25 protein-coding genes are annotated in these 12,814 nt (G+C 60.3%); 20 read left to right on the top strand and 5 right to left on the bottom strand.

All coding sequences use genetic code 11. The annotated features are described in order from the left end of the window. Positions 1–252: 252 nt before the first annotated feature. The 10 genes from EO156_RS15735 to EO156_RS15685 all read left to right on the top strand — a co-directional run bounded on the left by EO156_RS15735 (position 253) and on the right by EO156_RS15685 (position 5,406). Positions 253–477 (top strand): hypothetical protein, encoded by a 225-nt coding sequence (locus EO156_RS15735; RefSeq protein ID WP_126936757.1) that lies wholly within the window; start codon positions 253–255, stop codon positions 475–477. Continuing rightward, on the top strand, positions 474–647 hold the full coding sequence (locus tag EO156_RS24020; protein ID WP_017118719.1) for a hypothetical protein: 174 nt from the start codon (positions 474–476) through the stop codon (positions 645–647). Before EO156_RS15735 ends, EO156_RS24020 begins: the two co-directional genes overlap by 4 nt. After that, positions 640–819, top strand: a complete 180-nt coding sequence (locus EO156_RS15730) for a hypothetical protein (RefSeq protein WP_033482627.1) — start codon at positions 640–642, stop codon at positions 817–819. Before EO156_RS24020 ends, EO156_RS15730 begins: the two co-directional genes overlap by 8 nt. Beyond that, the gene (locus tag EO156_RS15725) at positions 812–1,918 is read left to right on the top strand and encodes a replication initiation factor domain-containing protein (protein WP_033482625.1); all 1,107 of its coding nucleotides are present in this window, start codon (positions 812–814) and stop codon (positions 1,916–1,918) included. The genes EO156_RS15730 and EO156_RS15725 overlap by 8 nt, the downstream gene beginning before the upstream one ends. Continuing rightward, positions 1,915–2,211, top strand: coding sequence for a single-stranded DNA-binding protein (locus EO156_RS15720; protein WP_033482623.1), 297 nt, complete (start codon positions 1,915–1,917; stop codon positions 2,209–2,211). Before EO156_RS15725 ends, EO156_RS15720 begins: the two co-directional genes overlap by 4 nt. Positions 2,212–2,214: 3 nt before the next feature. Next, positions 2,215–2,466 (top strand): hypothetical protein, encoded by a 252-nt coding sequence (locus tag EO156_RS24015; protein ID WP_033482621.1) that lies wholly within the window; start codon positions 2,215–2,217, stop codon positions 2,464–2,466. 28 nt (positions 2,467–2,494) lie between these two features. Then, positions 2,495–2,623 carry a hypothetical protein gene (locus EO156_RS15705; RefSeq protein ID WP_033482619.1) on the top strand — a complete coding sequence of 43 codons (129 nt, stop codon included), beginning with the start codon at positions 2,495–2,497 and terminating at the stop codon, positions 2,621–2,623. A 96-nt stretch (positions 2,624–2,719) separates the two neighbouring features. Further along, a complete protein-coding gene (locus tag EO156_RS24625) occupies positions 2,720–3,751 on the top strand; it encodes an attachment protein (RefSeq protein ID WP_343151657.1) in 1,032 nt (343 codons plus the stop codon). 10 nt (positions 3,752–3,761) lie between these two features. Next, a complete protein-coding gene (locus EO156_RS15690) occupies positions 3,762–4,082 on the top strand; it encodes a minor coat protein (RefSeq protein WP_029219915.1) in 321 nt (106 codons plus the stop codon). 1 nt (position 4,083) lies between these two features. Beyond that, complete coding sequence (locus EO156_RS15685) at positions 4,084–5,406, top strand: zonular occludens toxin domain-containing protein (RefSeq protein WP_126936755.1); 1,323 nt, start codon at positions 4,084–4,086, stop codon at positions 5,404–5,406. Positions 5,407–5,425: 19 nt separating this feature from the next. Here EO156_RS15685 and EO156_RS15680 read toward each other — a convergent pair whose 3' ends face one another. The 3 genes from EO156_RS15680 to EO156_RS15670 form a co-directional block, all read right to left on the bottom strand. Beyond that, positions 5,426–5,737 carry a hypothetical protein gene (locus EO156_RS15680; protein WP_033482613.1) on the bottom strand — a complete coding sequence of 104 codons (312 nt, stop codon included), beginning with the start codon at positions 5,735–5,737 and terminating at the stop codon, positions 5,426–5,428. A 66-nt stretch (positions 5,738–5,803) separates the two neighbouring features. Continuing rightward, a complete protein-coding gene (locus EO156_RS15675; protein ID WP_033482610.1) occupies positions 5,804–6,142 on the bottom strand; it encodes a DUF3653 domain-containing protein in 339 nt (112 codons plus the stop codon). After that, a complete protein-coding gene (locus EO156_RS15670) occupies positions 6,139–6,603 on the bottom strand; it encodes a DUF3693 domain-containing protein (RefSeq protein WP_126936758.1) in 465 nt (154 codons plus the stop codon). The genes EO156_RS15675 and EO156_RS15670 overlap by 4 nt, the downstream gene beginning before the upstream one ends. 122 nt (positions 6,604–6,725) lie before the next feature. Here EO156_RS15670 and EO156_RS15665 point away from each other — a divergent pair, with 122 nt between their 5' ends. The 10 genes from EO156_RS15665 (at position 6,726) to EO156_RS15615 (ending at position 11,879) form a co-directional block, all read left to right on the top strand. After that, positions 6,726–6,950, top strand: a complete 225-nt coding sequence (locus EO156_RS15665; protein ID WP_126936757.1) for a hypothetical protein — start codon at positions 6,726–6,728, stop codon at positions 6,948–6,950. Then, entirely contained in the window at positions 6,947–7,120 is a 174-nt protein-coding gene (locus EO156_RS24005; protein ID WP_017118719.1) for a hypothetical protein, read from the top strand. Before EO156_RS15665 ends, EO156_RS24005 begins: the two co-directional genes overlap by 4 nt. Beyond that, positions 7,113–7,292 (top strand): hypothetical protein, encoded by a 180-nt coding sequence (locus EO156_RS15660; RefSeq protein WP_033482627.1) that lies wholly within the window; start codon positions 7,113–7,115, stop codon positions 7,290–7,292. Before EO156_RS24005 ends, EO156_RS15660 begins: the two co-directional genes overlap by 8 nt. Further along, positions 7,285–8,391: a replication initiation factor domain-containing protein gene (locus EO156_RS15655; protein ID WP_126936756.1), complete on the top strand. Its 1,107-nt coding sequence runs from the start codon at positions 7,285–7,287 to the stop codon at positions 8,389–8,391. The genes EO156_RS15660 and EO156_RS15655 overlap by 8 nt, the downstream gene beginning before the upstream one ends. Beyond that, the gene (locus EO156_RS15650) at positions 8,388–8,684 is read left to right on the top strand and encodes a single-stranded DNA-binding protein (protein WP_033482623.1); all 297 of its coding nucleotides are present in this window, start codon (positions 8,388–8,390) and stop codon (positions 8,682–8,684) included. Before EO156_RS15655 ends, EO156_RS15650 begins: the two co-directional genes overlap by 4 nt. A gap of 3 nt (positions 8,685–8,687) precedes the next feature. After that, on the top strand, positions 8,688–8,939 hold the full coding sequence (locus EO156_RS24000; protein WP_033482621.1) for a hypothetical protein: 252 nt from the start codon (positions 8,688–8,690) through the stop codon (positions 8,937–8,939). Between the two features lie 28 nt (positions 8,940–8,967). After that, complete coding sequence (locus EO156_RS15635) at positions 8,968–9,096, top strand: hypothetical protein (RefSeq protein WP_033482619.1); 129 nt, start codon at positions 8,968–8,970, stop codon at positions 9,094–9,096. Positions 9,097–9,192: 96 nt separating this feature from the next. Beyond that, positions 9,193–10,224, top strand: coding sequence for an attachment protein (locus EO156_RS24620; RefSeq protein ID WP_343151657.1), 1,032 nt, complete (start codon positions 9,193–9,195; stop codon positions 10,222–10,224). Positions 10,225–10,234: 10 nt separating this feature from the next. After that, on the top strand, positions 10,235–10,555 hold the full coding sequence (locus EO156_RS15620; protein WP_029219915.1) for a minor coat protein: 321 nt from the start codon (positions 10,235–10,237) through the stop codon (positions 10,553–10,555). A gap of 1 nt (position 10,556) precedes the next feature. Continuing rightward, positions 10,557–11,879 carry a zonular occludens toxin domain-containing protein gene (locus tag EO156_RS15615; protein WP_126936755.1) on the top strand — a complete coding sequence of 441 codons (1,323 nt, stop codon included), beginning with the start codon at positions 10,557–10,559 and terminating at the stop codon, positions 11,877–11,879. 19 nt (positions 11,880–11,898) lie between these two features. On the opposite strand, the gene EO156_RS15610 is transcribed toward EO156_RS15615, so the two are convergent. Further along, the gene (locus EO156_RS15610; protein ID WP_033482613.1) at positions 11,899–12,210 is read right to left on the bottom strand and encodes a hypothetical protein; all 312 of its coding nucleotides are present in this window, start codon (positions 12,208–12,210) and stop codon (positions 11,899–11,901) included. Between the two features lie 66 nt (positions 12,211–12,276). Further along, entirely contained in the window at positions 12,277–12,615 is a 339-nt protein-coding gene (locus tag EO156_RS24410; protein ID WP_033482610.1) for a DUF3653 domain-containing protein, read from the bottom strand. Between the last annotated feature and the right edge of the window lie 199 nt (positions 12,616–12,814).

The raw sequence follows: 12,814 nt of genomic DNA, 5'->3' as shown, positions 1-12,814 counted from the left end.
GGCCCCATTGTGGCCCCATTATGGCCCCATCGCAAGAAACTCCAGACACCAGGGAAAACCCTTGGTACGACTGGTTCTGAGGCTGAATTTCAGAAGGCGCGTGTGCTTTGTTTAATACGGGCATGTTCATCTCATGGTTGACACTCTGTCAACCGAGGAATATACATGCGTCCGTGTTCACCGATGGGTGAGCACCGCGCACCCCCGGCTCCCCTCCGGGGTCCGCGTCAAGGGGCAGGGGATAGGGGCTTCATGGACACAAACGCATTTGCACTCATCGGCGCTTCCGCGCTGACCGTGATCGTCGGCTTCGCCCGATTGGTCGCCTGGATTCTTGACCGTCGCGCCGAAGCTGCGCTGCGCGTGCACCGCGAGCAGGTCTTCATCATCGAAAGCTACGTTGACTTGGTTGCGCCGACTGTTTCGCGACGCGTCACGATTTGTAGCGCCCAAAGTGAAATGGAGGCCGTCGCATGAAGGAGTTCGCAAAGTGCATCGGCTACGTGTGGGCGCTCGCTGCCTTCATATCCCTTTTCATCATCGGTGCCTACTACCTGCCTGAGCCGTGGACATGGGTTTGCGGCGTGTTCTTGTTCCTGACGCCTGCCGGTCTGATCGCCTATTTCAGCGGGGTTGGTCATGACTGAGGTCGTCTCCCATATCGACACCTACCACACCGTGATCGGTGGTCGCCGCACTCGGCGTTTCCGCCTGACCGTGCGCCTCGCTGGCCGGCTGGTAGAGCAGAGCGTTCACGCATCGCGCCGCGCTGCTCGTGCCTGCGAAACCGCTGCTGTGGAGTTCTACGCGCATGGCTGACGGATCGCGGGAAGTGGGACTCCCCTCGTCTAACAGGGGAGTCAGTGAATTCAGGAATGCCGATGGCACCCTAACGGTCGCCATTGACTGGTTTTCCGCCTCCGTGGATTTGCGCGCCGTCCTGGGCGAAGCCGGTCTCTTCGTCAACGACGACCCCGAAGAGGTCCGCGAATGGATGGACGTTACCGCCGAGAATGCTCGCGCGGTCGCACTGCAAGTGTTCTGCTGGTTCTTCGCCGGCTTGGGCCTGGAGCTTGACGAAAAGGCCGGGCCGGGGCGGTTTTACCTGTGGCGCGTGCGTATCACCGACCGCGACGGCCAGCACGTAGGGCTGATCGAGTTGGGCGGGGAACACTGCCGCCGTGCAGATGGCACGTACACCGCGCGTATCGAGTTGACTGGCACCGGGTGTGGAGTGTTGAGCGCAGCGCGCTGCGGCCATGCGAAGCGGTGGCTGGAGCTTCGAGCGAAGCTCGAAAGCTGCGCTGGACGATTGACCCGTGTGGACGTTGCCGCTGATGACCTCTTGGGCAAATACCCCTTGAAGTTGGCGCAAAGCTGGTATGCGTCGGGCGAGTTCGACAACCGTGGACAGCGCCCCAAGGCGCAGACCGTTGACGATCACGACAGCGGCGACGGCAAGACCTTCTATGTCGGTGGCAAGAAGTCCGAAAAGCAGCTGCGCGTGTACGAGAAGGGCAGGGAGCAAGGCGACAAGGCCTCCGAATGGGTGCGCTATGAAGCGCAATTCCGCGCCACCAACCGCAAGGAATTGCCGTTGGATTTGCTGCGCGATCCTGCTGGCTATCTGCTCGGTGCCTATCCCGTTCTCAAGTTCCTGCATTGCGTCGCCACGCGCATCGACATTACGAAAGCTGCTGTCGATGCCACTTGGAAAAGTGCGCGCCGGCACCTCAAGCGCCAATACGGCGCAACGCTGAATTTCATCTTGCGGCATTGCCCAACGCCTGATGCGTTGCATGCCGTCATCAGTACCTGCACGTCGCATCGGCTACCGGCGTGGGCAACAGCAGACGTAGCCAATCAATGGCCCGAAATCGCGGGCATCAATCAAACCTTAGAAGGGGTTACACCATGAGCGCAATCAAAGTCACTGTGTTGAGCGCCGAAGTCGATGAGCGTGCTGGCACGTTCAAGGATGATGAGGGCAGGGATCGGGAATACACCACGCGTAAGCAGAAAGCCAAGCTCGAAGCAGGCGGGTTTGCATATCCCCTGGATGTGCGTTTGGAGAAGGGCCAGCCTCCGTATCAGCCTGGTGATTACGAGCTCGATATCGAAGCCATGGTGACGGTCAACAAGGGCGCGATCAATTACAGCAAATTTCAGGTGTTGCGCGCTGTCAAAGCGCCTGCACGTGTGGCGGCTTAAGCCATGGCCGTGTGCGTAGCCCTGCAAGCAGATGGCACGTTGGTGCCCACCGGCCAATCGGTTGGCGAGTGCAGCGGTTACGTGCTGGTCACGGGTAGCGAATACAGCGTGTATGCGCTGGTGCAAGAAGCGTTCGCAATGCCCAGCAAGGAGGACGCCGTAGCGTGGTCCACCGGCTGCTGTGGTGTGGTGATCGTGTGGTTCGTCCTGGGACGCCTCGCCGGCAGCGTCGCGGGCATGTTCAACGACCGGTAAATCAATCAATCAACGAGGAGAGTAAAACATGGGTGACATTCTGACTGGCGTGAGCGGTGCCGAAGCTGCAACCGCGATGATCGCAGCCGCTGCAATCATTGCCTTGGTTGGCTTCACCAAGTGGGGTGCCAAGAAGGTTGCAGGCTTCTTCGGCTAATGGTGGTGAGGGTAGGGCGGCGCTTCGGTGTCGCCCTCTCTCTTTCAGGGGTAGGGCGATGATCGTTCTTTTGTTTTGTGGATTCATGGGCGCGCTGTGTGGGTGGGCAGGCGTCAAGGGGTTGGATGTGTGAGCATTCGCGTATTTCTAGCGGTCCTTCTGTTCTGCTGCGTGTTTGCTTTTTCAGATGCTTCCGCGCAGGACATGTCGTGTTCGACTAGCTCTGATGTCATCAGCTCGCAGTGTCGGGACCAGGGCGCGGCGTTCGCTGCTGCAACGGCTGTGGCTGCTGATCGTGCTGCCAGAAGTAATGCTGGCTCATCTGGCTGGTGCCCTGGTGTTGTTGAGGAGGGTGGTTCCTCATATACCGCCTATGTGACTCCGTGCGATAGCCCTGGTCCGCGCTATGAAACTCGCAGTCGCAGTTATCCGCAGGGTGCGACGTGTTCAACTCGTCAGCCAATGATTGGCGCAAGTTCGTCGGATGGTAGTGGCACCAGTTGTGACGATGGATGTTTCTACAACTTCACTATTGGCGGTGAAAAGGGCAACGGCATGTATCCCAGCGGTGCCACGTGTTCTGCTGGTGATGCGCCACCCTCGACGCCTGGTGATGATGGCGGGGGTGATGGTGACGGCGGCAGCGATGGTGGTGGAGATGGTGGCAGTGACGGTGGTGGAGACGGTGGAAGCGATGGCGGTGGTGACGGCGGCAGTGATGGTGGTGGAGACGGTGGCAGTGATGGCGGTGGTGACGGCGACGGCGACGGTGATGGCGACGGTGATACTCCTGGTGATGGTGATGGCACGACGCCTGGTGAGGGTGAAGGCGGCGAGGGCGCTTCCATGTCCGAGCTCTACAAAAAAAGCGGCAAGACTGTTGAGTCTGTGCTGAGCAAATTCAATACGCAGGTGCGTGGCACACCCATGGTGGCCGGCATCACGGATTTCATGACCGTTCCGTCTGGTGGTTCTTGCCCGGTGTTTTCGCTGGGCGCGTCGAAGTGGTGGAACGCCATGACGATCAATTTTCATTGCGGCGGCGACTTCCTGGCGTTTCTGCGCGCGGCGGGCTGGGTGATCCTGGCGATTGCTGCATACGCTGCGCTCTGTATTGCTGTGACCTGAGGACGACGATATGCAAGCAGGTTGGTTCAATGATTTGACCGCATGGCTTTGGCGTGCCGTCAAACTGGTATGGCAGGCGGTTGTCGATTTCGTGGGCGACCTGTTCGTGATGTGGCTGGAACAGTCGCTGGCGGCCATCCTCTACGTGTTGACGTTGCTGCCCATGCCGGACTTCATGAAGGGCCAGAGCATCGGCGGCATGCTCGGTAACGCCGGTAGCACAATCTTGTGGTTCGCCGATGTGTTCAAGATCGGACCTGCGCTGGTGATGATCGGCGCGGCGATGGTGTTCTATCTGTTGCGTCGCGTGCTGACGGTTGGGATTTGGTGACATGCTAGTTTTCAACGAAGGTGTGCCGCGTGCCGGCAAGAGCTACGACGCGGTAAAGAATCACATTCTCCCCGCGCTCAAGAAGGGCCGGCGCGTGTTTGCACGTCTCAACGGCTTGCGGTTTGATCGCATTGCCAAGCACCTGGGCATTGCCGAAAGCGATGTGCAAAGCCTCCTCGTCCTCGTCGATACGAAGGACGTGACCAAGCTTTTTTCGTGCACGCAGGATAAGTCGGGCAAGTGGTGCATTCCGGACGAGTTCAAGGATGCGTTGGTCGTCATTGATGAGGTGCACGAGTTCTACGTCAACGAGCGCAAGCCGCTCGCTCCGGCAGTTGAGAATTTCTGGGCGCTGCTCGGCCAGAACGGCGGCGATGCGGTCATCATGACGCAGTGGATCAACCGCCTGCACTCGGCGGTGAAGGCGCGTATCGAGAAGAAAAACACCTTCCAGAAGCTCACCGCTATCGGCATGAAGGGCCGATATCGCGTGACGTATTTCCACACCACCTCGCCGGGCAAGTTCGAGAAGGTGGGCGGGCAGACGCTCAAGTACGACCCGGCGATTTTTCCGTTGTATGACGGCTATGCCCCTGGTGCCGAAAACACTGAGGTCTACGAAGAGGGCGGTAAAAACGTCTGGGCAGCGATGGCGGTGCGTGCTGCCATCTTTATCGTCGTCGGTGGTGTCGGCATCTACTTTTTCGTGCACTACTTCACGAAGGATCGTTCCGATCCGAACAAGCCGGTGGCCTCGGCCAGCCAGACCAGCAAGCCCACGCACGTGGGTGCGGGCTTGGCTAATGGCGCGCCAAGCGTGCCGATCCAGCCGCCGCCGCCCGATCCGCTCGCCGATCTCACGCAGGAACAGCGCTATGTCGCCGAGCTTGCCAGCAAGGGCCGTATACGACTGTCGGCGCGTGCGCGGGTAGGCGATCAGGATCGGGCGTGGGTCCAGTGGATCGACGAGAGCAACAACGTCATTGAGGAATTGGACCTCACGCAGTTGCGCGCCCTGGGCTATAGCGTCAGCGTCGTCACGTACGGCGTTCGCTTGTCAGCCGGCAAGCACATCATGGTGGCCACCGCGTGGCCCTGGACAGCGCCCATTCGTGAGAAGGACGCACGGCTCTACAACATGGCCCCGGATGGGAGCGGCGGCGCTGCTGGCGTTGCGACCGTAGGGAGTGACGGCGGCGGCGCTGACCGCGACCGGGTGCGAGGCGGTGTCATTGAGTACGGTCCGCGCACGCAGGGCACGTTCCCGGACAACAAGGCTTACACCACCAACACCACGACGCCGGCTACTACCTTGCAGATGTAGTTTCGTGACGCGTGACGATTCAGCAAGGATCGTTCGGCAACTCCTGCCATCCGTTTTGCAGTCGGCGGAATCGCTTGTGTTGAATGCATCGCTCGTTTGATTCCAGTTCGCGTAGTTGCAGCGGTTCCGGTACCACGCGCTGGGAGCGGGGCGTGTAGAGCGGTTGCGGTGCGACTGCGGGCAGCGCTGCGCTGACACTGCGCATGGTGAAGTAGCCCAGGCACAGCGCCACCACGCCGGCAAGTGCTGCGGTCATCAGCTGGCCGACGAAGATGCCCAGGGCGATTTCCCACCAGAGTCCATCGTGGTTGTTTTGCGGTCTGTAGCTCATACGGCCTCCAATGATGATGAGCTGGCATTGTAGGGGTGTAGGGGCATCGCCCCTACGGCTAACGCCTCACCCGCGCCGTGGAGAGCGAGGCCCACGCGTCCTGCGCACCACCGTCGATCTATCGGCGGACCCTGCGCCATCCATTACTGATGACCGCATTTCACGCCTGCGCCGGAGTACGTCCCGCAGGTAGATCACCTCGGCTGGCCTTGCATGCCATACGCGTTCGCGTTCCTCGGCCATCATCAGTGCCCACTCGCTCGCGATGTTGCACGTGAGCGACCAGTAGCGCATTCCCACCGGGTCGATGTCTCGCCCCTCGGGCGTGAAGAATCGGTGCCCCTGAAAACCAAAACCGGCCCAAGGGCCGGTCAGGTCTACGCGGTCGTAGGTGTCTAGCATCATTGTCCAGTCCGCTTCCTGTTGAGGGACCAGCAGTGATAGGCCGCCAGGGCGCACAGGAGCGTCAACAGCGCACTTCGCATAATGTATAGAGGGTCGGTTATTACGACCGGTGAGAGCGCCATCAGCAGCGCCTCATGCGCTCCTGTGTGTACCGCCAGGACCAGCAGCGCGACCACCGCGGCGGCCGCGCTTAGCCTGTCCAACACTGATCGCCATAGGGCCTTTTCTGCCGGCGATGCCGCGCGCTCTGCATGAATCCGCGCCATCCATTCGCCGCCATCGAGCTTTGCCATCGCGCATAGCTGCGCAATCCGTTCATCTGGCACCGGCTTTCCGCCGTTCCGCCACATGCTCACTGCGGCTCTCGTGACACCGATCCGCTGGCTCAAAACGTTGTCTGACGGGAGAGAGCAACTCTCTTTCACTTTGTCAAGTAGGGCGTTTATCGCGGGCATGTTCATCTCATGGTTGACACTCTGTCAACCGAGGAATATACATGCGTCCGTGTTCACCGATGGGTGAGCACCGCGCACCCCCGGCTCCCCTCCGGGGTCCGCGTCAAGGGGCAGGGGATAGGGGCTTCATGGACACAAACGCATTTGCACTCATCGGCGCTTCCGCGCTGACCGTGATCGTCGGCTTCGCCCGATTGGTCGCCTGGATTCTTGACCGTCGCGCCGAAGCTGCGCTGCGCGTGCACCGCGAGCAGGTCTTCATCATCGAAAGCTACGTTGACTTGGTTGCGCCGACTGTTTCGCGACGCGTCACGATTTGTAGCGCCCAAAGTGAAATGGAGGCCGTCGCATGAAGGAGTTCGCAAAGTGCATCGGCTACGTGTGGGCGCTCGCTGCCTTCATATCCCTTTTCATCATCGGTGCCTACTACCTGCCTGAGCCGTGGACATGGGTTTGCGGCGTGTTCTTGTTCCTGACGCCTGCCGGTCTGATCGCCTATTTCAGCGGGGTTGGTCATGACTGAGGTCGTCTCCCATATCGACACCTACCACACCGTGATCGGTGGTCGCCGCACTCGGCGTTTCCGCCTGACCGTGCGCCTCGCTGGCCGGCTGGTAGAGCAGAGCGTTCACGCATCGCGCCGCGCTGCTCGTGCCTGCGAAACCGCTGCTGTGGAGTTCTACGCGCATGGCTGACGGATCGCGGGAAGTGGGACTCCCCTCGTCTAACAGGGGAGTCAGTGAATTCAGGAATGCCGATGGCACCCTAACGGTCGCCATTGACTGGTTTTCCGCCTCCGTGGATTTGCGCGCCGTCCTGGGCGAAGCCGGTCTCTTCGTCAACGACGACCCCGAAGAGGTCCGCGAATGGATGGACGTTACCGCCGAGAATGCTCGCGCGGTCGCACTGCAAGTGTTCTGCTGGTTCTTCCCCGGCTTGGGCCTGGAGCTTGACGAAAAGGCCGGGCCGGGGCGGTTTTACCTGTGGCGCGTGCGTATCACCGACCGCGACGGCCAGCACGTAGGGCTGATCGAGTTGGGCGGGGAACACTGCCGCCGTGCAGATGGCACGTACACCGCGCGTATCGAGTTGACTGGCACCGGGTGTGGAGTGTTGAGCGCAGCGCGCTGCGGCCATGCGAAGCGGTGGCTGGAGCTTCGAGCGAAGCTCGAAAGCTGCGCTGGACGATTGACCCGTGTGGACGTTGCCGCTGATGACCTCTTGGGCAAATACCCCTTGAAGTTGGCGCAAAGCTGGTATGCGTCGGGCGAGTTCGACAACCGTGGACAGCGCCCCAAGGCGCAGACCGTTGACGATCACGACAGCGGCGACGGCAAGACCTTCTATGTCGGTGGCAAGAAGTCCGAAAAGCAGCTGCGCGTGTACGAGAAGGGCAGGGAGCAAGGCGACAAGGCCTCCGAATGGGTGCGCTATGAAGCGCAATTCCGCGCCACCAACCGCAAGGAATTGCCGTTGGATTTGCTGCGCGATCCTGCTGGCTATCTGCTCGGTGCCTATCCCGTTCTCAAGTTCCTGCATTGCGTCGCCACGCGCATCGACATTACGAAAGCTGCTGTCGATGCCACTTGGAAAAGTGCGCGCCGGCACCTCAAGCGCCAATACGGCGCAACGCTGAATTTCATCTTGCGGCATTGCCCAACGCCTGATGCGTTGCATGCCGTCATCAGTACCTGCACGTCGCATCGGCTACCGGCGTGGGCAACAGCAGACGTAGCCAATCAATGGCCCGAAATCGCGGGCATCAATCAAACCTTAGAAGGGGTTACACCATGAGCGCAATCAAAGTCACTGTGTTGAGCGCCGAAGTCGATGAGCGTGCTGGCACGTTCAAGGATGATGAGGGCAGGGATCGGGAATACACCACGCGTAAGCAGAAAGCCAAGCTCGAAGCAGGCGGGTTTGCATATCCCCTGGATGTGCGTTTGGAGAAGGGCCAGCCTCCGTATCAGCCTGGTGATTACGAGCTCGATATCGAAGCCATGGTGACGGTCAACAAGGGCGCGATCAATTACAGCAAATTTCAGGTGTTGCGCGCTGTCAAAGCGCCTGCACGTGTGGCGGCTTAAGCCATGGCCGTGTGCGTAGCCCTGCAAGCAGATGGCACGTTGGTGCCCACCGGCCAATCGGTTGGCGAGTGCAGCGGTTACGTGCTGGTCACGGGTAGCGAATACAGCGTGTATGCGCTGGTGCAAGAAGCGTTCGCAATGCCCAGCAAGGAGGACGCCGTAGCGTGGTCCACCGGCTGCTGTGGTGTGGTGATCGTGTGGTTCGTCCTGGGACGCCTCGCCGGCAGCGTCGCGGGCATGTTCAACGACCGGTAAATCAATCAATCAACGAGGAGAGTAAAACATGGGTGACATTCTGACTGGCGTGAGCGGTGCCGAAGCTGCAACCGCGATGATCGCAGCCGCTGCAATCATTGCCTTGGTTGGCTTCACCAAGTGGGGTGCCAAGAAGGTTGCAGGCTTCTTCGGCTAATGGTGGTGAGGGTAGGGCGGCGCTTCGGTGTCGCCCTCTCTCTTTCAGGGGTAGGGCGATGATCGTTCTTTTGTTTTGTGGATTCATGGGCGCGCTGTGTGGGTGGGCAGGCGTCAAGGGGTTGGATGTGTGAGCATTCGCGTATTTCTAGCGGTCCTTCTGTTCTGCTGCGTGTTTGCTTTTTCAGATGCTTCCGCGCAGGACATGTCGTGTTCGACTAGCTCTGATGTCATCAGCTCGCAGTGTCGGGACCAGGGCGCGGCGTTCGCTGCTGCAACGGCTGTGGCTGCTGATCGTGCTGCCAGAAGTAATGCTGGCTCATCTGGCTGGTGCCCTGGTGTTGTTGAGGAGGGTGGTTCCTCATATACCGCCTATGTGACTCCGTGCGATAGCCCTGGTCCGCGCTATGAAACTCGCAGTCGCAGTTATCCGCAGGGTGCGACGTGTTCAACTCGTCAGCCAATGATTGGCGCAAGTTCGTCGGATGGTAGTGGCACCAGTTGTGACGATGGATGTTTCTACAACTTCACTATTGGCGGTGAAAAGGGCAACGGCATGTATCCCAGCGGTGCCACGTGTTCTGCTGGTGATGCGCCACCCTCGACGCCTGGTGATGATGGCGGGGGTGATGGTGACGGCGGCAGCGATGGTGGTGGAGATGGTGGCAGTGACGGTGGTGGAGACGGTGGAAGCGATGGCGGTGGTGACGGCGGCAGTGATGGTGGTGGAGACGGTGGCAGTGATGGCGGTGGTGACGGCGACGGCGACGGTGATGGCGACGGTGATACTCCTGGTGATGGTGATGGCACGACGCCTGGTGAGGGTGAAGGCGGCGAGGGCGCTTCCATGTCCGAGCTCTACAAAAAAAGCGGCAAGACTGTTGAGTCTGTGCTGAGCAAATTCAATACGCAGGTGCGTGGCACACCCATGGTGGCCGGCATCACGGATTTCATGACCGTTCCGTCTGGTGGTTCTTGCCCGGTGTTTTCGCTGGGCGCGTCGAAGTGGTGGAACGCCATGACGATCAATTTTCATTGCGGCGGCGACTTCCTGGCGTTTCTGCGCGCGGCGGGCTGGGTGATCCTGGCGATTGCTGCATACGCTGCGCTCTGTATTGCTGTGACCTGAGGACGACGATATGCAAGCAGGTTGGTTCAATGATTTGACCGCATGGCTTTGGCGTGCCGTCAAACTGGTATGGCAGGCGGTTGTCGATTTCGTGGGCGACCTGTTCGTGATGTGGCTGGAACAGTCGCTGGCGGCCATCCTCTACGTGTTGACGTTGCTGCCCATGCCGGACTTCATGAAGGGCCAGAGCATCGGCGGCATGCTCGGTAACGCCGGTAGCACAATCTTGTGGTTCGCCGATGTGTTCAAGATCGGACCTGCGCTGGTGATGATCGGCGCGGCGATGGTGTTCTATCTGTTGCGTCGCGTGCTGACGGTTGGGATTTGGTGACATGCTAGTTTTCAACGAAGGTGTGCCGCGTGCCGGCAAGAGCTACGACGCGGTAAAGAATCACATTCTCCCCGCGCTCAAGAAGGGCCGGCGCGTGTTTGCACGTCTCAACGGCTTGCGGTTTGATCGCATTGCCAAGCACCTGGGCATTGCCGAAAGCGATGTGCAAAGCCTCCTCGTCCTCGTCGATACGAAGGACGTGACCAAGCTTTTTTCGTGCACGCAGGATAAGTCGGGCAAGTGGTGCATTCCGGACGAGTTCAAGGATGCGTTGGTCGTCATTGATGAGGTGCACGAGTTCTACGTCAACGAGCGCAAGCCGCTCGCTCCGGCAGTTGAGAATTTCTGGGCGCTGCTCGGCCAGAACGGCGGCGATGCGGTCATCATGACGCAGTGGATCAACCGCCTGCACTCGGCGGTGAAGGCGCGTATCGAGAAGAAAAACACCTTCCAGAAGCTCACCGCTATCGGCATGAAGGGCCGATATCGCGTGACGTATTTCCACACCACCTCGCCGGGCAAGTTCGAGAAGGTGGGCGGGCAGACGCTCAAGTACGACCCGGCGATTTTTCCGTTGTATGACGGCTATGCCCCTGGTGCCGAAAACACTGAGGTCTACGAAGAGGGCGGTAAAAACGTCTGGGCAGCGATGGCGGTGCGTGCTGCCATCTTTATCGTCGTCGGTGGTGTCGGCATCTACTTTTTCGTGCACTACTTCACGAAGGATCGTTCCGATCCGAACAAGCCGGTGGCCTCGGCCAGCCAGACCAGCAAGCCCACGCACGTGGGTGCGGGCTTGGCTAATGGCGCGCCAAGCGTGCCGATCCAGCCGCCGCCGCCCGATCCGCTCGCCGATCTCACGCAGGAACAGCGCTATGTCGCCGAGCTTGCCAGCAAGGGCCGTATACGACTGTCGGCGCGTGCGCGGGTAGGCGATCAGGATCGGGCGTGGGTCCAGTGGATCGACGAGAGCAACAACGTCATTGAGGAATTGGACCTCACGCAGTTGCGCGCCCTGGGCTATAGCGTCAGCGTCGTCACGTACGGCGTTCGCTTGTCAGCCGGCAAGCACATCATGGTGGCCACCGCGTGGCCCTGGACAGCGCCCATTCGTGAGAAGGACGCACGGCTCTACAACATGGCCCCGGATGGGAGCGGCGGCGCTGCTGGCGTTGCGACCGTAGGGAGTGACGGCGGCGGCGCTGACCGCGACCGGGTGCGAGGCGGTGTCATTGAGTACGGTCCGCGCACGCAGGGCACGTTCCCGGACAACAAGGCTTACACCACCAACACCACGACGCCGGCTACTACCTTGCAGATGTAGTTTCGTGACGCGTGACGATTCAGCAAGGATCGTTCGGCAACTCCTGCCATCCGTTTTGCAGTCGGCGGAATCGCTTGTGTTGAATGCATCGCTCGTTTGATTCCAGTTCGCGTAGTTGCAGCGGTTCCGGTACCACGCGCTGGGAGCGGGGCGTGTAGAGCGGTTGCGGTGCGACTGCGGGCAGCGCTGCGCTGACACTGCGCATGGTGAAGTAGCCCAGGCACAGCGCCACCACGCCGGCAAGTGCTGCGGTCATCAGCTGGCCGACGAAGATGCCCAGGGCGATTTCCCACCAGAGTCCATCGTGGTTGTTTTGCGGTCTGTAGCTCATACGGCCTCCAATGATGATGAGCTGGCATTGTAGGGGTGTAGGGGCATCGCCCCTACGGCTAACGCCTCACCCGCGCCGTGGAGAGCGAGGCCCACGCGTCCTGCGCACCACCGTCGATCTATCGGCGGACCCTGCGCCATCCATTACTGATGACCGCATTTCACGCCTGCGCCGGAGTACGTCCCGCAGGTAGATCACCTCGGCTGGCCTTGCATGCCATACGCGTTCGCGTTCCTCGGCCATCATCAGTGCCCACTCGCTCGCGATGTTGCACGTGAGCGACCAGTAGCGCATTCCCACCGGGTCGATGTCTCGCCCCTCGGGCGTGAAGAATCGGTGCCCCTGAAAACCAAAACCGGCCCAAGGGCCGGTCAGGTCTACGCGGTCGTAGGTGTCTAGCATCATTGTCCAGTCCGCTTCCTGTTGAGGGACCAGCAGTGATAGGCCGCCAGGGCGCACAGGAGCGTCAACAGCGCACTTCGCATAATGTATATTATGTCCTGCTGGCTTCTGTGGCTTCATATGCGTGCCGCCTCCAACGCGGCCCTGAGTGTTGCCGGTGGTTGCTGCCACCGGCAAGAATTGCCCTGATAGGCAGTAAAAA

It is taken from the genome of Xanthomonas sp. DAR33341, from assembly GCF_003992815.1.
In the GTDB taxonomy this organism is placed as follows: domain Bacteria; phylum Pseudomonadota; class Gammaproteobacteria; order Xanthomonadales; family Xanthomonadaceae; genus Xanthomonas; species Xanthomonas cissicola.
This window is presented reverse-complemented; position numbering and strand designations above follow the sequence as displayed.